Origin of the sequence: Sphingomonas sp. Leaf230 (assembly GCF_001421745.1) — a bacterium.
In the GTDB taxonomy this organism is placed as follows: Bacteria; Pseudomonadota; Alphaproteobacteria; order Sphingomonadales; family Sphingomonadaceae; genus Sphingomonas.
This window is the reverse complement of sequence record NZ_LMKW01000009.1, coordinates 203,391-222,879: the sequence shown is the minus strand read 5'-3', so window position 1 is coordinate 222,879 and position 19,489 is coordinate 203,391. Positions and strand designations below refer to the sequence as shown.

General features: G+C 68.6%; 9 protein-coding genes. 7 read left to right on the top strand and 2 right to left on the bottom strand.

The genetic code is table 11. From position 1 onward, the window contains the following. Positions 1-54 precede the first annotated feature (54 nt). Both ptsP and nagE read left to right on the top strand, forming a co-directional pair. On the top strand, positions 55-2,550 hold the full coding sequence (gene ptsP, locus ASE82_RS10020; protein ID WP_056062359.1) for a phosphoenolpyruvate--protein phosphotransferase: 2,496 nt from the start codon (positions 55-57) through the stop codon (positions 2,548-2,550). After that, the gene (gene nagE, locus ASE82_RS10015; protein WP_056062357.1) at positions 2,547-4,250 is read left to right on the top strand and encodes an N-acetylglucosamine-specific PTS transporter subunit IIBC; all 1,704 of its coding nucleotides are present in this window, start codon (positions 2,547-2,549) and stop codon (positions 4,248-4,250) included. Before ptsP ends, nagE begins: the two co-directional genes overlap by 4 nt. 141 nt (positions 4,251-4,391) lie before the next feature. Here the strand turns inward: nagE and galA are convergent, their stop codons facing one another. Both galA and ASE82_RS10005 read right to left on the bottom strand, forming a co-directional pair. Continuing rightward, positions 4,392-7,304 (bottom strand): beta-galactosidase GalA, encoded by a 2,913-nt coding sequence (gene galA, locus ASE82_RS10010; RefSeq protein WP_056062355.1) that lies wholly within the window; start codon positions 7,302-7,304, stop codon positions 4,392-4,394. A gap of 21 nt (positions 7,305-7,325) precedes the next feature. Next, positions 7,326-8,063, bottom strand: a complete 738-nt coding sequence (locus tag ASE82_RS10005; RefSeq protein WP_056062350.1) for a GntR family transcriptional regulator — start codon at positions 8,061-8,063, stop codon at positions 7,326-7,328. Positions 8,064-8,314: 251 nt separating this feature from the next. Between ASE82_RS10005 and ASE82_RS10000 the strand changes: the two genes are divergently transcribed. From ASE82_RS10000 to ASE82_RS09980, 5 genes are read left to right on the top strand one after another with little or no spacing between them, the layout of a single operon-like run. After that, on the top strand, positions 8,315-10,636 hold the full coding sequence (locus ASE82_RS10000) for a beta-N-acetylhexosaminidase (protein WP_056062347.1): 2,322 nt from the start codon (positions 8,315-8,317) through the stop codon (positions 10,634-10,636). Next, positions 10,636-13,221 carry a beta-mannosidase gene (locus tag ASE82_RS09995; RefSeq protein ID WP_056062344.1) on the top strand — a complete coding sequence of 862 codons (2,586 nt, stop codon included), beginning with the start codon at positions 10,636-10,638 and terminating at the stop codon, positions 13,219-13,221. The genes ASE82_RS10000 and ASE82_RS09995 overlap by 1 nt, the downstream gene beginning before the upstream one ends. After that, positions 13,218-15,752: a glycoside hydrolase family 3 C-terminal domain-containing protein gene (locus tag ASE82_RS09990; RefSeq protein WP_056062341.1), complete on the top strand. Its 2,535-nt coding sequence runs from the start codon at positions 13,218-13,220 to the stop codon at positions 15,750-15,752. Before ASE82_RS09995 ends, ASE82_RS09990 begins: the two co-directional genes overlap by 4 nt. Positions 15,753-15,763: 11 nt before the next feature. Beyond that, a complete protein-coding gene (locus ASE82_RS09985; RefSeq protein ID WP_056062338.1) occupies positions 15,764-17,194 on the top strand; it encodes a glycoside hydrolase family 125 protein in 1,431 nt (476 codons plus the stop codon). Next, the gene (locus tag ASE82_RS09980; protein WP_056062335.1) at positions 17,191-19,488 is read left to right on the top strand and encodes a GH92 family glycosyl hydrolase; all 2,298 of its coding nucleotides are present in this window, start codon (positions 17,191-17,193) and stop codon (positions 19,486-19,488) included. Before ASE82_RS09985 ends, ASE82_RS09980 begins: the two co-directional genes overlap by 4 nt. The last annotated feature ends 1 nt before the right edge of the window (position 19,489 follow it).

The following is a 19,489-nucleotide window of genomic DNA, read 5'->3' as shown; positions in this document are numbered from 1 at the left end:
CGGGTCGCCTGCCTTATCCCCGCGCCCTTTCCTTCTGGCATCGAGAACGCACCCATGGCCTCCATCCTCCTGACCGCGCCGATGCAGGGCTGGGCAACGCCGATCGACGAGGTGCCCGACGCGGTGTTCTCGGAGCGGATGCTGGGTGACGGCGTCGCGATCGATCCGACCGGCGACTGTCTCTATGCCCCCTGCGCCGGCACCGTGCTGACGCTGCTGCCGAGCGGTCACGCGATCACGCTCGCCACGCCCGAGGGTGCGGAGATCCTGATCCATATCGGCCTCGACACGGTCGCGCTCGGCGGACGCGGGTTCAGCCCGTGCGTCGCGGTCGGCGACACGGTCGAGCGCGGTGCGCCGCTGATCCGCTTCGACCTAGATCTGCTGGTCCGCGAGGCTCGCGCGGTCGTCACGCCAATCGTCATCGTCAACCCGGACCGGTTCAGGATCGTCCACGCCGTCTCCAGCGAACTGGTCGCGGTCGGCGATCCGCTGATGACGCTCGAACCCAGCGATGCGGTCGCGCACCGCGAGACGGGCCAGGACGGCGCAACGCACACACGGACGGTCGTCGTGCCCCTGCCCCACGGCATCCACGCCCGCCCGGCCGCGCGCCTTGCCGCAACCGCCAAGCGCTTCGACGCAGACGTGACGCTCGCATCCGGCGACAAGACCGCTAACGTCCGCAGCCCGATCGCCCTGCTCGCCCTGGCGATCCGCCGCGACGACACGATCATCGTGACCGCAGCAGGGGCCGATGCCGCCGCAGCACTCGCCGCAATCTGCGACCTGATCGAGAGCGGCATGGACGAGCCGGCCGAAGCCCCCGTCCGTGCGCCCACCGTCGCCCCCTCGCCAGCCCGCCCCGCAGTCGACGGCGCGCTGACTGGCGTTACCGCGGCACCCGGCCTGGCAATCGGCCGTGCACGCTGGTTTCGCCCCGCGGACATCGTCGTCCCCGAACACGGCGAAGGCATCGCCATCGAGGAGGCACGCTTCGATGCGGCCGTCACCACGCTCTCGACCCGTTTCTCGGAGCGCGCCCGCACCGCAACCGGTCCCGAACGCGCGATCGTCGAGGCGCATGCGGCGATGCTCGACGACCCCATGCTCCACGAGACGACGCGCGGCGGCATCGCCCGCGGCGAGAGCGCGGGTCATGCCTGGCGCGGCGCGATCCGTCCGCAGGCCGACGCGTTGCGCACCAGCACCGATCCGCGCCTCGCCGAGCGCGCCGACGACATGCTCGATCTCGAACGCCAGTTGCTCGCGCTGATCGCTGGAGTCGAGACCACGCCGCTGTCGTTCCCGCCCGACACCATCCTGCTCGCGGACGACCTGCTGCCGTCGCACGTCTTGTCGCTGGACCGTGCGAACATCGTCGGCTTCTGCGTCGAGCGCGGCGGCCCGACCTCGCACGTCGCGATCCTCGCCGCGACGATGGGCCTCCCCGCGCTGGTCGCGATCGGGTCGCCGCTGAACGCCGTCACCGATGACACGCCAGTAATCCTCGACGCCAGCGAAGGCCTGTTGCGGATTGATCCCGACGGCGACACGCTCGTCGCCACGCAGGTCCGGATCGTCCAGGCGCAGGTCCGCCGCACCGAAGCGCTCGCGCGGGCAGGCGAACCCTGCCGCATGGCCGACGGTACCCGGATCGAGGCGTTCGCCAATCTCGGCGCGCTCGGCGATGCGCACCTTGCGGTTGAGAACGGCGCAGAAGGCTCGGGCCTGTTGCGCACCGAATTCCTGTTCCTCGAACGCGACGCCGCACCGACGGTCGCCGAACAGACCGCCGATTACCAGGCGATCGCCGACGCGCTCGACGGCCGCCCGCTGATCGTCCGCCTGCTCGACATCGGTGGCGACAAGCCCGCGCCGTATCTGCCGATGGCGCCCGAAGAGAACCCCGCACTCGGCCTGCGCGGCATCCGCGTCGGCCTCGCGCACCCGCAAATCCTGGAGGACCAGGTCCGCGCGATCCTGTCGGTAAAACCCGCCGGACAATGCCGGATCATGGTGCCGATGATCGCCAGCCTCGATGAACTGCGCGCCGTCCGCGCGGTGGTCGACCGCGTCGCCGCAGATATCGGCATCGGCGACCGCGTGCCCGTAGGCGTGATGATCGAGACTCCCGCCGCCGCCGTTACCGCGGACCTGATTGCCGCAGAGGCCGATTTCCTGTCGGTCGGCACAAACGACCTCACGCAGTACACGCTGGCGATGGACCGCGGCAACGCCGCCGTCGCGAGCGGGATCGACGGGCTGCACCCCGCCGTCCTCCGGCTGATCGCACAGACCTGCAAGGGTGGCGCGGTGCATGGTCGCTGGACCGGCGTGTGCGGCGGGCTCGCCTCCGATCCGCTCGCCGTCCCGATCCTGATCGGGCTCGGCGTCACCGAACTCTCGTCCGCACCGGCGCTGGTGCCCGAGATCAAGGCACTGGTCGCCACGCTGACGATGGAGGCGTGCCGCGCGCACGCCGCCGCCGCGCTGCAATGCGGGTCCGCCGCCGACGTCCGCTCGCTCGCCCGGGAGTTCACCGCATGAAATCGATCCTCGAAGCCCTCCAGCCGCTCGGCCGCGCGCTGATGCTGCCGATCGCTGTGCTGCCGATCGCCGGCCTGCTGCTCCGCCTCGGCCAGCCCGATCTGCTCGACATCGCCTTCATCAGCGCTGCGGGCGACGCGATCTTCTCGCACCTCGGGCTGCTCTTCGCGATCGGCGTCGCCACCGGGTTCGCGCGCGACGGCAACGGTGCCGCGTGTCTCGCCGGCGTCGTCTGCTTCCTGGTCGCGACCGAAGCCGGAAAAGTCCTGATCACCGTTGCGCCCGAAGTATCCGCAGGGCTGACCGGCGTTTCCGCCGACCTCGCCGTCGCGGCGTGGAAGGCCAAGGCGATGGCGCGGCTCGACGTGCCGATCGGCATCCTGTCGGGGCTCGCGGGCGGGACGCTCTACAATCGCTATTCGACGATCAAGCTGCCAGAATATCTCGCTTTCTTCGGCGGGCGCCGGTTCGTGCCGATCGTCAGCGGCGTGGCGGGCCTCGTGCTCGCGGCGGTGTTCGGCTTCGGCTTCTCGCTGCTGAGCCAGGGCGTCGACCAGTTGAGCGTCGCGATCACCGGCAGCGGTGCGATCGGCGTGTTCGTGTTCGGGTTGCTCAACCGCCTGCTGCTCGTCACCGGGCTGCATCACCTGCTCAACAACATCGTCTGGTTCGTCGCCGGCGATTACCACGGCACCTCGGGCGACCTGCGCCGCTTCTTCGCAGGCGATCCGTCGGCGGGGATCTTCATGGCCGGCTTCTTCCCGGTGATGATGTTCGGCCTGCCCGCCGCGTGCCTCGCCATGTACCATTCCGCCAAGCCCGAGCGCCGGAAGGCGGTCGGCGGCATGCTGCTCAGCCTCGCGCTTACCTCCGCGCTGACCGGCGTCACCGAGCCGATCGAATTCAGCTTCATGTTCCTCGCGCCCGTGCTGTACGCGGTGCACGCGGTGCTGACCGGCCTGTCGATGGCGTTGATGGACCTGCTCGGCGTCAAGATGGGCTTCGGCTTCTCGGCGGGGCTGCTCGACTACGTGCTGAACTTCGGCAAGGCGACCCGACCGCTCGTCCTGCTGCCGGTCGGCGCGGTGTATTTCGTGCTGTATTACGGGCTGTTCCGCTTCTTCATCCGCAAGTTCGACCTCGCGACGCCGGGGCGCGAAGCCGAGACGGTCGCGGCAGTAGCGCCCCCCACGGCAGGCGGACGCGGTGCGGCGTTCGCGCAGGCGCTTGGCGGCGGGGCGAATTTGACGACGGTAAGCGCGTGCACGACGCGGTTGCGGCTGATCGTCGTGGACCAGTCCGCGGTCGACGATGCCGCGCTGAAGGCACTCGGCGCACGCGGTATCCTTCGCCCGTCGAACTCCGCGCTCCAAGTCGTGCTCGGGCCGATCGCGGATGTCGTTTCGATGGAGATCCGCGACGCGCTGGCGCTGGGTGGCGATGTGGCGATAAAGCCTGAAGCGACTGTCGCGGAGGATACGATCAGCCTGTCGTCCGCAACCGAGAGCGCATTCGGTGGGGCAGCGAACGTCCTTACCGCCAGCCGCCACACCGGGCGACTGCGGGTCCAAGTGGGCGATCTCGCGCTGGTGGACGATGCGGCGCTGGCAAGGCTCGGTATCCGCGCGATCGCTCGCCCCGCGCCCGGCCAGCTTCACGTGCTGGCGACCGACGCAGTACTGACAACGCTGGCCCGCTAGACCACTGATCCTCCCCCGCCAGGGGGAGGTGGCTGGCACTTGCCAGACGGAGGGGGAGGTAAGCGAGACGCCTGTTCCGTGTCCTCCCCCTCCGTCGCCTTCGGCGACACCTCCCCCTGGCGGGGGAGGATTGTATAGGCGTCAGCGCGCTAGCGGTTCTAGTGACACAGGGCCGAGGATACCCGAAACCCCCTCCTCAGCCGCTTCCACCACAAGCACGATCTGGCGCAAGCCGCCGCCCGCCGGCAACGCCACCTCCAGCGGCCCAACCTCGACGCCAGCCTTCGACGCGAGCCGCCGGCCGTCGACCCACAACTCGGCCTTCCCGGCGATCGCGGCAAAGCGGATCATGCCGCCCTCCAACCCAATCCGCCGCCACGGCGTCACGCTAGCCCGGTAGAGCCGCCAACGCCCCTCCGCCGCCGGCTGAACCGGCGTACCGCTTCGCACGAACGCCCAGCTGTTGTTATCCCCATCGATCGGCGCCAGCGCAGGATCAGGCCGCGCAGCGAACGCCGGCGAGCGACGCCACTCCCGGATCGCCTGCCCGCCATAGGTCGCGGCCATTTGCGCCCGCGGTGCGATCGCTGCCCGGTCGATCACCAGCCGCGCCGGCTTCAATCCCGGCGCGGTCGCGGTCATCACGATCCGCCCTCGGCCCGTTCCCGCCTGCACGATGACCTGCGCCAGTCCGTTGAACAACGACCGCGCATTGCCCTTCTCCGGTTCGTGGCTGTTCGGATCGCCGTTGCCGATGCCAATGATCGCCGCGCCATCGACCGAGAACCGCGTCGGCAGGTTCGCGGTCGGAACATGCCGTCCGGCCGCATCGATCGCATCGATCGTCACCGGCTGCGTATCCTCGTCGTCGCCCGCCATCACCGTCCGCGCCGGCGTCAGCCGCAACGCAACCGCCTTGCCGACGGTCTCGTGTGCCGCCGTCGCGACGACCTTGCCGCCGCGCATCGCGATGACCTCGATCCGTCCGGGCGCATAGGGTACGCTGAACTCGTTGCCCATGATCCGGTCGACCGCCTGCTCGCCAACCTTCCGACCGTTCAGCCGCAACTCGACGCGCTCGGCATTGCTCACGACTAGCACCACGACCGGCTGCCCCTCGCGTCCCGGCCAAGTCCAGTGCGGCATCAAACTGACGACCGGCGCATCATCGACCCAGTGCGCACGATGAATATCGAACGCAGTCTTCGGGAAGCCGCACAGGTCGAGGATGCCGAAGAAACTGGAGATCGTCGGCCATTCATGCGGTGTCGGCTCGCCGTGATAATCGAACCCGGTCCACACGAACCCGCCCGCGACGAACGGCCGGTCCGCGATCTTCTTCCACGTCGCGCGGTGCGTATCGCCCCAGCTCGCCGCCTCGACGTCGTAGGACGACTGGACATGCGCGGCAGGATCGCTCGCGAACGCGCCGCGCGTTTCATACGCGCTGGTATCCTCCGAGCTCGTCATCGGCTTGGTCGGGTTGAGCTGGTGGAACCGGTCGTAGTCGCCCTGATAATAATTGAAGCCGACCACGTCGAAAATGCTCGACACGTTGATCGGATCGAAGAACGCGCCGTTCATCGCCCCCGTCACCGGCCGGCTGTCGTCGAGCGCATGCGCCGCGTGCGCCATCCGCCGGAGCATCTCGACGCCCGCCTCGGTGCCCTGCATCGGCTCCTCGTTGAACACCGACCACAGGATGACGCTCGGGTGGTTGCGATCGCGGCGGACCATCCATTCGAGCTGCGCCATGTAATCGGGCGCGGGATTGAACTGGCGGTTCTCGTCCATCACGACGAAGCCCATCTCGTCGCACAGGTCGAGCAGTTCGGCGGCCGGCGCGTTGTGCGAACAGCGGATCGCGTTGCAGCCCATCGCCTTCAGCCGCTCCAGCCGCCAGCGCAGCAGCGCATCGGGGATAGCGGTCCCGACCCCGGCATGATCCTGGTGCAGGCATACGCCCTTCAGCTTCACCGGCGTGTCGTTGAGCAGGAAGCCACGGTCCGCATCGAACCGGATCGTGCGGAAGCCGACCGGGATACGCCGCTCGTCGACGATCGCCCCGTCGCGCAGGACGTGCGTCACCACGGTATAGAGCGTCGGAGTCTCGATCGACCACAGGCGCGGCGCAGGCACGGCCAGCGTCACCATCGCGGTCGCGCGCTCGAGCGGCAGGACCGTCGCAGCCACCTGAGCCCCCGCCACGCGCTTGCCCTCGGGATCGAGTAGCGCGACGTCGACCGTGACGCCGACCGACGCGCGATCGATGCTACCAAGCGTCACTTCGACCGGCACGCTCCACCCGCCATTCGCGGCGCGCCTCGGATCGCAGTGGACGCCGTCGGTCACGATCGCCACCGCCGCGCGGCGGATCAGCCACGCATGGCGATAGATCCCCGCGCCCTCATACCACCAGCCCTCCATCGCCTGCGCATCGACGCGCACCGCGATGACGTTGAGGTCGTCGCCGAACCGCGCGAACGGCGTCAGGTCGATCTCGACGCTGTTATACGCCGACCAGTTGTGCGCGACGACGCTGCCGTTGACCCAGACCGTGGCGTTGGTCGCGATCCCGTCGAACTGCAGCCCGATCGTCTTGCCACGGTCGGCCGGATCGAGCCGTAGCGTCCGCCGGTACCAGCCGATGCCCCTCGCCCGATAGCCTTGCGAGATGTTTGCGGTCTTCACGAACGGCTGCGCGGAGGCCCAGTCATGCGGCAACCGCACCGACTGCCAGTCCGAATCATCATACGCCATCGCCGCGGCGCCGAGTGCGTTACCCGCCTTCACGCTCAGATACGTCGCGTTGTGGCCTTCGGGCGGTGGCGCGATCACGTCGCCCTCGTGGAACAGCCACCCGCGCTCGATCAGCGTCCGCGACGGATCCTGCACCAGCGCACGCGACGGCAAGGTCCGCGTCGGCTGCGGCATGGGCAGCGCGCCGGCACTGCCCTGCGCCTTGACGCTCGCCGCGAACCCGGCCTCGATCGGCCCCACGACCAAAGAAGCACCGGCGCCCGCCGTGCCAACAAGAAGCTCACGTCGGTTCATCGGTGCTCTCGGTATTAAAGGTCAGATATCGGCGAGTTCGGCGACGAAGTCGTACGCATCGCCGCGGTAATAGGAGCGCGTGAACTCCGCGGCCCGGCCATCGCGCAGGAAGCCGCGGCGTTCGATCAACAGCCCGGCATGGCCCGCGTCGACGCCCAGCATCCGCGCATGCTCGCCCCCGAACGGCACCGCGCGCAGGCGTTGCAGTGCGCGTACCGGCCGGCTCCCGGCGTTCTCAAGCGCGGTGTAGAGCGAGTCATCGACCACTTCGACCGACGGCAGGCAATATCCCGCGATCGTCGAGAATTCGAGCGCCATCGCCTCTTCGTCGGCATAGCGTATGCGGTTGAAGCGGAACACCGCCGCCCCCGGCGACAGCCCCAGCGCCATCGCCTCCTCCGGGTTCACCTGCCCCGCCGAGCGCGAAATCCAGCTGCTGCTCGACGTGCGCCCGCGTGCCGCCATGTCCTCGCTGAACGACGACAGCTTCGAGAAACTCTTCTCGACGCGCCCGGCGACGAACGTCCCCGCGCCGCGCCTGCGCGTCAGAAGCCCCTCCTCGACCAGTCCGCCGATCGCTTTCCGCACGGTGATCCGCGATACGTCGTACTCGATCGCGAGATCGCGCTCGGCCGGGATCGCATTGCCTTGTACCAACAGCTTCTCGCCGATCGCGTTGCGGATCAGTTCCTGCAACTGGAGGTAGAGCGGCGATGGATTTCCCTTGCGAAAGCGTCCGATGTCATCGGAAAACGCCATGTATTCCCCCTCCGACCGGCAGCTCAAAGCGAGCCTTGCCGCGTCCCTCATGGTAGCGTAGCCAAGGACCGCGTGGTCGGCAACCAGACTAAATCCATGGGCCATATTGGTATGTCCCCTGACTGCCCCACGCCTGATCTCCTATCATAGCAGGACAAGCTTGCTGTCAAATGACGGGGTTGTGTCTGGACTTATATTGGTTACATTCCTCGACCAGCGGCCGTCAGGAGCCGATACAGGGAGCAGTCGACATGCGTGCAACCGCGAACCGAAATGCCGGGCGCTGGCTGACGGCAACGGCGCTGCTTCCCGCCGCTCTCTGCGCGATCCCTGCCCAGGCGCAGGACCGCCTTCCGCTGGTACCGCAACCTTCGACGATCACGCGTACCGCCGGCAGCTTTACGATCGCCAACGGTGCGACGATCACCGCCGATCCTTCCGACGCGGGTGCCGCCGCCGCAGCGCGCCTGCTCATCGCGCATGTGAAGACCGAACGCGGGCTCGCTCTCCAGACGTCGCCGAACGGCAATATCCGCTTCGTCCGCGATGCCGCGATCAAGGGCGCTGAAGCGTACCGGCTGACCGTCGACGCGTCCGGCGCGAAGATCACCGCGTCGGGCGACGCCGGGCTTTTCTACAGCGCGATGACGCTCGCACAGCTCATCAGCCCCGATCGCGCGTTCGGCCAGCCCGTGCGCATCCCCGCTGTGACGATCGACGACGCCCCCCGCTTCGGCTGGCGTGGGCTGATGGTCGACACCGCACGGCATTTCCAGTCGCTGCCGTCGATCTACGCGATCGTCGACCAGATGGCGTCGGTGAAGCTCAACACGCTTCACCTCCATCTGTCGGACGACCAGGGCTGGCGGTTCGAGGTGAAGGCCTATCCCAAGCTGACCGAGATCGGCAGCATCCGTACCAGCCCCTCGACCGGCGAAGCACCCGGCACGCGCGTCGGCGGTTTCTACACGCAGGACGAACTGCGCAAACTGGTCGCCTACGCCGCCGAACGCGGCATCGTGATCGTCCCAGAGATCGACCTGCCCGGCCACGCGCAGGCGCTCGTCGCGGCCTATCCAGACCTTGGCGTGATCGGCGACACGCCTGAAGTCAGCAACGCATGGGGCGTCAACCCGTACCTCTTCAACCCCGGCCCCAAGGGCATCGCCTTCGTCAAGACGGTGCTCGACGAGCTGATGGCAGTGTTCCCCGGCACCTATATCCATCTCGGCGGCGACGAGGCGGTCAAGGACCAGTGGGAACGCAGCCCCGAGGTGCAGGCGCAGATGGCGAAGCTCGGCATCAAGGACGAAAACGGCCTGCAAAGCTGGATGATCGACCAGTTCGGCACCTATCTGGCTAGCAAGAAGCGCCGCCTGATCGGCTGGGACGAGATCCTCGAAGGCGGCCTGCCCGCGTCGGCTTCAGTGATGTCGTGGCGCGGCGAGAAGGGCGCGGTCGACGCCGCCAACCAGAACCACGACGTCGTGCTGTCGCCCGCCCCGACGCTGTATTTCGACAATCTGCAAAGCGATCGCCCCGACGAACCACCCGGCCGCCTCGCAATCCAGTCGCTCGCAACCGTCTATAACTACGAGCCGATGCCGACGGGCATTTCGGCGGACAAGGCGCAGCACGTGCTCGGCGCGCAGGCCAATCTGTGGAGCGAGTACATCGTCACCCCGTACCAGATGCAGCACCTGATCTTCCCGCGCGCCGCCGCGCTCGCGGAGATCACGTGGTCGGGCAAGGACAAGCGCGACTTCGCAGGCTTCCTCGACCGGGTCCAGCCGCAGATCCGGCGCTGGCGCAAGTCGAAGCTGGAAGTCGCGGACAGCGCATTCGCAGTCGGCTACACGCTCGACGGCACGCGCGGCGATGCGCTCCGCACCAACCGCGCGAAAGTCGTGCTCGCCACGCAGGCCCCCTACGGCACGATCCGCTACACGCTCGACGGCAAGGTGCCGACCGCCCGGTCGGCCGCGTACACCGCGCCGCTTTCGGTAAAGCCCGGCGTGTCGATCCGTGCCGCCGCGTTCGATGCGAGTGGCCAGCCGGTCGCCGAACCCCGCCTGTTCGAGACCGGTCGCCAGGCGCTGCTGACCCGCACCGCGTCCGACATGATCGCCTGCCCCAAAGGATCTCTCGGCCTGCGCCTGCCGCTGACGTCTGAGGCTCAGGGCAATGCGCCAGTGTTCAACGCCGACATCTTCGACACCTGCACCGCCTACCCCGCCGCGCCGATGGATGTCGCCAAGGGGTTCACGATCGATATCGCCCGCCTGCCGCGCAACTGGGGCCTTGCGCACGACGTCACCAAGGTGCGCCAGCATTACAACGTGACGCCGCACGGCGAGCTGATGGTGCTGGTCGGCTGCACCGTGAAGGGCGCGAAACCGGTGATCGCGGGTACCTTCCCGCTGCCCGATCCGAAGGCCGCGCCGACCCGCTTCAGCGTGAAGGGGACGTTGCCGACGATCGCCGGAGACCGCGACGTCTGCCTGCAATTCACCTCCCCCACGTCCGACCCGTTCTACGCGGTCGAGCGCATGACCCTGTTGGAGACACGCTGATGCGTCGCTGGTTCGTCCTTCCCCTGATCGCACTCGCCGCGCCAGCCATCGCCTCGCCCAAGACCGTCGTGCCGCTCGACGGCGCGTGGCAGGTGCGGATCGATCCGACCGACACCGCCGCGACCGCCGCGCACAAGCGCGAGGCCACGTGGCTCCCGGCGGCCGTCCCCGGATCGGTGCAGCAGGACCTGATCGCGGCGCACCGCGTGCCCGATCCGTTCAAGGGCACCAACGAGGCGGCGATCCAGTGGGCGGGGCTGACCAAATGGCAGTTCCGCCGGGTGTTCGACGTCACCCCGGCGATGATGCAGCGCAATCACCTCGACCTCGTGTTCGACGGGCTCGACACGTTCGCGACGGTCAGCGTCAACGGCAAGGTGCTGCTGACCACCGACAACGCGCATCGGCGCTGGCGCGTGGATGCGCAGCCGGTGCTGAAGGTCGGGCGCAACGAGGTGCTGGTGACGATCGCCTCGCCGATCCGCACGCTCCAGCCGATGGTGCTCGCCGAGAAGAACCCGCTGCCGGGCGAATATGACAGCGCGTTCGGCGACGAGCCGAAGGGCAAGCAGACCTCGCCCTATATCCGCAAACCCAAATACAATTACGGCTGGGACTGGGGTCCCCGCATCGTCAACACCGGCATCTGGCGGCCGGTCCGGCTGGAAATCTGGGACGACGCGCGGATCGACACGCTCCGCGTCGACCAGGAGGCGCTGACGCCGACCGAAGCACGGCTGTCCGCCAAGCTCGACATCGCCGTCGAGACGCCCGGCGTCGCGACGATCCGCGCCGCGGTCACCGGACCGGACGGCAAGACGGTCTCGGTCGACCGGACGGTGACGCTCGTCAAGGGCAACAACGCGGTCTCGATCCCGCTGGCGATCGCGGATCCGAAACGTTGGCAGCCGGTCGGTTACGGCGCGCAGCCGCTCTACACCGTCACCGCCTCACTGGGCGGCGCGGAGCCGACTCCCGAGGACAGCGTGACGAAGCGGGTCGGCTTGCGCACGGTCGAGCTGATCCGCAAGGACGGCAGCTTCGGGTTCAAGGTCAACGGTACGCCGATCTTCGCCAAGGGCGCGAACATCATCCCGTTCGACAGTTTCCCGGCGCGCGTCACGCCCGCCTATATGGAGACGATCCTGAAGGGCGCGCGCGACGCCAACATGAACATGGTCCGCATCTGGGGCGGCGGGACCTATCTGGACGACGCGTTCTACGACATCGCCGACCGGATGGGCCTGATGGTGTGGCAGGACTTCATGTTCGGCGGCAGCGTCACGCCGCCCGACGCCGCCTTCCGCGAGAACGTCCGGATCGAGGCCGAGGAACAGGTCGCGCGGATCGGATCGCATCCCTCCGTCGTGCTGTGGGCCGGCGGCAACGAGGTCCTGTCGGGCTGGGAGAACTGGTCCGACCGGAAAGCGTTCAAGAAGGCGGTCGGCGCCGACGAGCAGGAGCGCATCGGCGCCGGCATGGCCGTGCTGTTCGACCGCGTGCTGCGCGAAGCCGTCACGCGCAACGCCCCCGGCACACCCTATTGGCCCGGCTCGCCCTCGACCAATTACGAGGGTCCCGTCGACACCGACAAGGACGGCGACCGCCATTTCTGGGACGTCTGGTCGGGCTCCAAGCCGGTCGAGAACTATCTCGACAGCTGCCCGCGCTTCATGTCCGAATACGGCTTCCAGTCGATGCCCGACCTGTCGACGATCCGCGAATTCGCCGGCAAGGGTACGCTCGCCACGGACAGCCCGGTGATGAAGGCGCACCAGAAGTTCCTAGCCGGCGAAGGCAATGAGCGGCTGATGATGTACCTGCGCGATCGGTTGCGTCCCGCGCGCGATTTCGCCGATCTCGTCTACCTGACGCAGGTCAACCAGGCCGAGGCGATCCGCATCGCCGCCTCGCATCACCGCGCCTGCCGCCCGGTCACGATGGGCTCGCTCTACTGGCAGCTCAACGACGTCTGGCCCTCGATCAGCTGGGCGAGCATCGATCATGCCGGCCGGTGGAAGCTGCTCAACTACGCCGCCCGGCGGTTCTTCGCGCCGCAAGCGATCGTCGCCGAGCGGAAAGGCGGCGCGACCCGTATCTCGCTGATCTCCGACGCGACCACGCTGGTCGACTCCCGCTGGCGGGTGCGGACGATGACGATGGACGGCAAGGTGTTGAAGGACACTACCGCCGCGCTGATGCTCGAGCCGCTCTCGTCGAGGCTGGTCGCGACGCTGTCCGACGACGCGCTGTTCGGTGCCGCCGCGCCGACCGGCAGCTACGCGGTCGCCGATCTGCAGCTCGATAACGGCGGCACGAGCCGGGCGATCATCGAACGCGCGCTCCCGAAGGACATGGCGTATCCCGACCCCGGCCTCAGCGTTCGCTGGACCGGCACCGACGTGAAGATCACCGCGGCCAACCTGGCCCGCGCGGTCATGCTCGATTTCGGCGCGGTCGCGGCCCAGCCGTCCGACGACGGCTTCGACCTGTTGCCGGGCGAAAGCGTCACCATCCACGTCGTCTCCGACGCCTCCGCCGCGACGTTGCGGAAAGCGCTTACCTTGAGGACCCTCGCCCGATGATCTGGCTCCTGCTCGCGTCCGCCGATCCGGTGGCGACTGCCGTCGCGCAAATGTCGCTCGAACAAAAGGCGGCGCAGTTGCAGAGCACCGTCCCCGCCGATCCGAAGGCCGGGCTGCCCGCCTACGACTGGTGGAACGAGGGGCTTCACGGCCTCGCGCGCAACGGCCACGCCACCGTCTTCCCGCAGGCGATCGGCATGGCTGCGACCTGGGATACCGCGCTGGTTGCTAAGATCGGCGACGTCGTCGCGACCGAGGCCCGCGCGCGCTTCAACGCGCAGGACGTCGGTGCGAACCGCAAGATCTACGAAGGGCTGACGATCTGGTCGCCCAACATCAACATCTTCCGCGATCCACGCTGGGGCCGCGGCCAGGAAACCTACGGCGAGGACCCGTATCTGACCGGTCGCCTCGGCGTCGCCTTCATCGGCGGGTTGCAGGGCCCCGACCCGCTCCACCCCAAGGTCATCGCCACCCCCAAGCATTTCGCGGTGCACAGCGGCCCCGAGGCTGGACGCGACAGCTTCGACGTCGATCCCAGCCCCTATGACCTGGAGGCGACCTACTTCCCCGCGTTCCGGCTCGCCGTGACCGAGGGCAAGGCGCAGTCGCTGATGTGCGCGTACAACTCGATCCACGGCGTCCCCGCCTGCGCATCGTCGGCGTTGATGGTCGACCGGCTGCGGCGCGACTGGGGGTTCAAGGGCTTCACGGTGTCGGACTGCGACGCGGTGTCGAACATCAGTCTCTACCACCATTACCGCCTCGACGCCGCGGGCGCCGCCGCCGCCGCGATACGGGGCGGCACCGACCTCAATTGCGGCAGCGCCTATGCCGCCCTCCCCGCCGCGGTCCGCCAGGGTCTCGTCACCGAAGCCGAGGTCGACACCGCGCTGATCCGCGCGCTCGAAGCCCGCCGCGCGCTCGGCACCGTATTCGGCGCAGCCAATCCGTGGCGCAGCATCGGCACCGACCAGGTCGACACCCCCGCCCACCGTGCGCTCGCGCTCGACGCCGCGCGGAAATCGATCGTCCTGCTCAAGAACGACGCGAACCGCCTGCCGTTGAAGCCCGGCAGCCGGATCGCGGTGATCGGCGCGGACGCCGACGATCTCGGCGTGCTGCAAGGCAATTACCACGGCACTGCGGTCGCGCCGGTCACGCCGCTGGAGGGCATCCGCAAGCAGTTCGGCGCCGCCAACGTCCGCTACGCGCAGGGCTCGTCGCTCGCCGACGGTGCAGCCGTACCCGTCCCCGAAACCGTCTTCGCCGGCGGCCTGAAGACCGAATATTTTGCCACACAGGCGGGCGTCGGCGCCCCGACCCTGACGCGCACCGATCGCTACATCGACATCGACCACAACCGCGCGAGTCCCGCCCCCGGCCTCGCCAGGACCTTCGGCGTCCGCTGGACCGGAACCTTCACGCCTCCCGCCGCCGGCACCTATCCGCTGGTCGTCGACGTCCCCGCCTGCTGGAAGGATTGCTCGACACACGACGCGGTCCGGCTCTGGATCGGCGATCGCCAACTCTCGGCCGGCGAGGTCAAGAAGGGCCGCGTCGAGGTCACGCTGACCAGCGACGGCACGCCCGTCCTGTTCCGCCTCGAACTCGATCACCGCAGCGACGACGAAGGCGTCCGCCTGCTCTGGAGCCCCCCCGCACAGCCGCTGCTCGATCAGGCCGTCGCCATCGCTCGCGATGCCGACGTGATCGTCGCCGTGATGGGCCTCTCGCCCGATCTCGAAGGCGAAGCGCTCTCGGTCAGCGTCCCCGGCTTCGTCGGCGGCGACCGCACGAACATCGGCCTGCCTCCAGCGCAGGTCCGCCTGCTCGAAGCGCTGAAGGCGACCGGCAAGCCCATCGTCCTCGTCCTCACCAGCGGCAGCGCGGTCGCGGTCGATCCGGCATCGGCCGACGCGATCCTCGCCGCCTGGTATCCCGGCCAGGCCGGCGGCACCGCGATCGCCGAGACGCTGGCGGGGCTCAACAACCCGTCGGGCCGCCTCCCCGTCACCTTCTACAAGACCACCGCGGACCTGCCCGCGTTCACCGACTACACGATGAAGGAGCGCACCTACCGCTACTTCACCGGCACGCCGCTCTGGGGCTTCGGCCACGGCCTGAGCTACACCGACTTCGCCTACGCCGCGACGAAGCCGGCGCTCAGCGTCGCCGCCGGACAGCCGCTGACCGTCACCGCCAAGCTGTCGAACGCCGGCAACCGTGCAGGCGAAGAAGTCGTCCAGGCGTACCTAGTCGCGCCCGCCGCCAAGGCCGGTGGCCCGACCACCCCCGTCCTCCAGCGCCAGCTCGTCGGCTTCGGCCGCGTCGCGCTCAAGCCCGGCCAGTCGCGCACCGTGCCGATCACGATCGATCCGCGATCGATGAGCAGCGTCGCGCGCGACGGCACGCGGACGATCGTCCCCGGCGCCTACCGCCTCTATATCGGCGGCGGCCAGCCCGGCGACGGCGCGGGCCAATGGAGCGACCTGACGATCACCGGCGCGACGGTGGAGCTGCCCAAGTGAGCGCTGCGAACATGGACCGCCGCACCGTCATGGCGGGCGGTGTAGCCGGGGGCCTCGCGCTCGTCGGCACGCCCGCCTTCGCCGCCCGCCCCTCGCTGCCGAGCAAGCGCCCCGCGCTCGCCGACCGCAACTTCACCAGCCGCTCGGTCGAACGCGAGATCGCGCGCGTCTCCGCCCGGATCGGCGACCCGAAGCTCCGCTGGATGTTCGGTAACTGCTATCCGAACACGCTCGACACCACCGTCCGCATGTCGACCGTCGGCGGCGCGCCCGACGCGTTCGTCATCACCGGCGACATCCCCTGCCTCTGGCTCCGCGATAGCTCAGCGCAACTTCGCCCCTATCTCCATCTCGTCCGCGAAGACCCGGCGCTACGCTCGCTCTTCCGCGGGCTCATCGCGCGCCAGTCGCGCTCGATCCTGATCGACCCCTACGCCAACGCGTTCATGGAAAGCCCGACCGCGAAGACCGACCTGAGTTGGGCGCTAAAGGACCAGACCGAGATGAAACCCGGCGTCGCGGAGCGCAAATGGGAGATCGACTCGCTCTGCTATCCGATGCGCCTCGCCTACGGCTATTGGCAGGCGACGCGCGACGCGACCCCGTTCGACGCAATTTGGGCCGAGGCCGCCCGCGCGAGCATCCGCACCTACCGCGAGCAACAGCGCAAGGACGATCGCGGCCCCTACAGCTTCCTGCGATCCTCGAACCGCAACACCGAGACGATGGCGCTCGAAGGCTGGGGCAACCCCGCCAAGCCCAACGGCCTGATCCAATGCGGCTTCCGCCCCTCGGACGATGCCTGCGTCTACCCGTATCTGATCCCGTCCAACCTGTTCGCGGTCACCACCCTGCGCGAACTCGCGGTCGTCGCGAACGAAGCGCGTCACGACACCGCACTCGCCGCCGATGCGACCGCGCTCGCGAACGAAGTCGAGGCGGCGCTCGTCGCGCACGGCCGGATGCGCCTGCGCGACGGCAGCGAAGTCTGGGCGTACGAAGTCGACGGCTTCGGCAACGCGGTCTTCATGGACGACGCCAACGTGCCGTCGCTCTCCGCGCTCGCCTATATGGGCTGCGTCCCCGCCACCGATCCGCTCTGGCGCCGCACCGCGCAAGCCGCATGGAGCGACGCCAACCCGTATTTCTTCAAGGGGACCAAGGCCGAGGGGATCGGCGGGCCGCACGTGGGGCTCGGCCAGATCTGGCCGATGTCGCTGATCGTCCGCGCGCTGGCGGGCGCAGACGACGCGACCGTCCGCGCGTGTCTGCGGATGCTGCGCGACACCGATGCCGACACCGGCTTCATCCACGAGGCGTTCGACAAGGACGATCCCACCAAGTTCACGCGGTCCTGGTTCGCCTGGGCCAACGGCCTGTTCGGCGAACTGATCGTTCAGCTTGCGAACACCCGCCCCGCACTATTGGCGAGCGCGTTATGAAGATCACACGACGCGCCCTGCTCGGCTCCAGCGGTGCGCTCGCACTCACCGGCGCGATCCCCGCCGCCGCACGCTCGGTGAAGGCCGCGCCCAATCTGTGGATCGGCACCGGCGGCGACGGCCACACCTATCCCGGCGCGACGATGCCGTTCGGGATGGTCCAGGTCAGCCCCGACACCGATACCGAGAATTGGGCGAACTGCTCGGGCTACCATCACGGCGACCCGACCATGATGGGCTTCTCGCACACGCATCTGTCGGGCACCGGCATCGCCGACCTGATGGACGTGCTGGTCGTTCCCGGTCGCGGCGCGGTCAAGCTGCTGCCCGGCGCACCCGACAAGCCCGGCGAAGGCTATCGCCAGACTTACACGCAGGAAGTCACTGAGCCCGGCTATTACGCCGTCACGCTCGGCAACGGCGTCCGCTCCGAACTGACCGCGGAGACGCGCGTTGGCTGGCAGCGTCACCACTTCCCCGCCGGCCCCGGCCACCTCTTGGTCGATCTCGGCAACTACCGCGACAGCCGCCCCGGCGAAGGTCCGCTGATCGACGAGAGCCGGATCGAGCTCGACACCGACGGCACGCTCACCGGCAGCCGCCGGACGTTCCGCTGGGCGAAGGGCCGCCGCATCCACTTCGCGATGCACGTGTCGCCAAAACCCGACCGGATCACGCTCTACGCCGACACGCAGGGCGTCAACGGCGCGATCGTCACCGCCGACCGCGTCCGCGCCGTGCTCCACTACGACAATGCCGGCGCCGCACCGATCGTCGTCCGCACCGCCGTCTCCGCGGTCGACATGGCCGGCGCACGGACCAACCTCGCCGCGTCCTATTTCCGCGAGTTCGACGTCGCGCGACGCCAGGCGATCCGCAACTGGGCGGACACGCTCAAGGTCGTGAAGGTCGAGGGCGGCACCGACGACGCCCGCGTCATCATGACCACCGCGCTTTACCACGCGATGATCGCGCCGACGCTCTTCTCCGACGTCGACGGCCGCTATGTCGGGCCCGATCGCGAGGTCCACAGCGTGCCCGCCGGCGAGCAGGCGTACAGCACCTATTCGACCTGGGACACGTATCGCACGCTCCACCCGCTGCTGACGTTGGTCGCGCCCGATCGCGCGAAATCGCTGGTCCGCGACCTGATCCGCCAGACGCAGCAAAGCGCGTACGGCCCGCCCTGCTGGCCGCTCCAGGGGGTCGAGACCGGCACGATGATCGGCTGGCACTCGGTGGCGATCATGGCCGAGGCCGCGGCAAAGGGCATCGACGCCGATTATGCCGCGGCATGGCCCGCGATCCGTACCCGCGCGTTCGATCCCGCCGCTCCCGATCTCGTGAACAGCCGCGCGCGTGGCACGTATATCGAGCGCGGTTACCTCCCTGCCGATACGGTCGACGAATCGGTCAGCCGGACTCAGGAATACGCCTATGACGACTGGGCGATGGCAACGCTCGCGCAGAAGGCCGGCGCGAAGGAAGACGCCGATCGCCTGCGTCTCCGCAGCCGAAACTACCGCAACGTGCTCGATCCCGCGATCGGCCTCGCGCGGCCCAAGTTCGCCGACGGCAGCTGGCTGAAGCCCTACGACCCGATCCAGCTCGGCCACACCAAGCGCTACCGCGATTTCACTGAGGCGAATGGCTGGCAGACCACGTTCCTCAACCAGCACGACCTCTACGGCCAGATCGCGCATTTCGGCGGCGACGCGAAGTTCGCGAGCCGGCTCGACGCGCTGTTCGCCGCGCCGTCGACGCTACCCAAGGACGCGCCGCCCGACATCTCCGGGCTGCTCGGCCAATATGCGCACGGCAACGAGCCCGATCAGCACGTGCCCTATCTCTACGCCTATGTCGGCCAGCCGTGGAAGACGCAGGCGCTGGTTCGCAAGCTGCTCGACACGATGTACCGCAACGCGCCCGACGGGATCATCGGCAACGACGATTGCGGCCAGATGAGCGCGTGGTTCGTGATGTCGGCGCTCGGTTTCTACCCGGTCGATCCGGTCGCGGCGGTGTACGTGTTCGGCTCACCGCTGTTCACCCACGCCGAGGTCCGCGTCGGCAAGGGTCGCAAGCTGGTCGTCGAAGCCCCCGGCAACCGCGCCGACACGCCCTATGTCGCGGCGGTCCAGTGGAACGGCAAGCCGTGGACGAAAAGCTGGATCTCCCACGCCGATCTCGCGGCTGGCGGCACGCTCCGCTTCACCATGTCCGCCACGCCGAACCCTGCATTCGGCGCCAAGCTCGCCGACCGACCGCCCTCGTTCGGCCAGCCCGCTGCCTGAT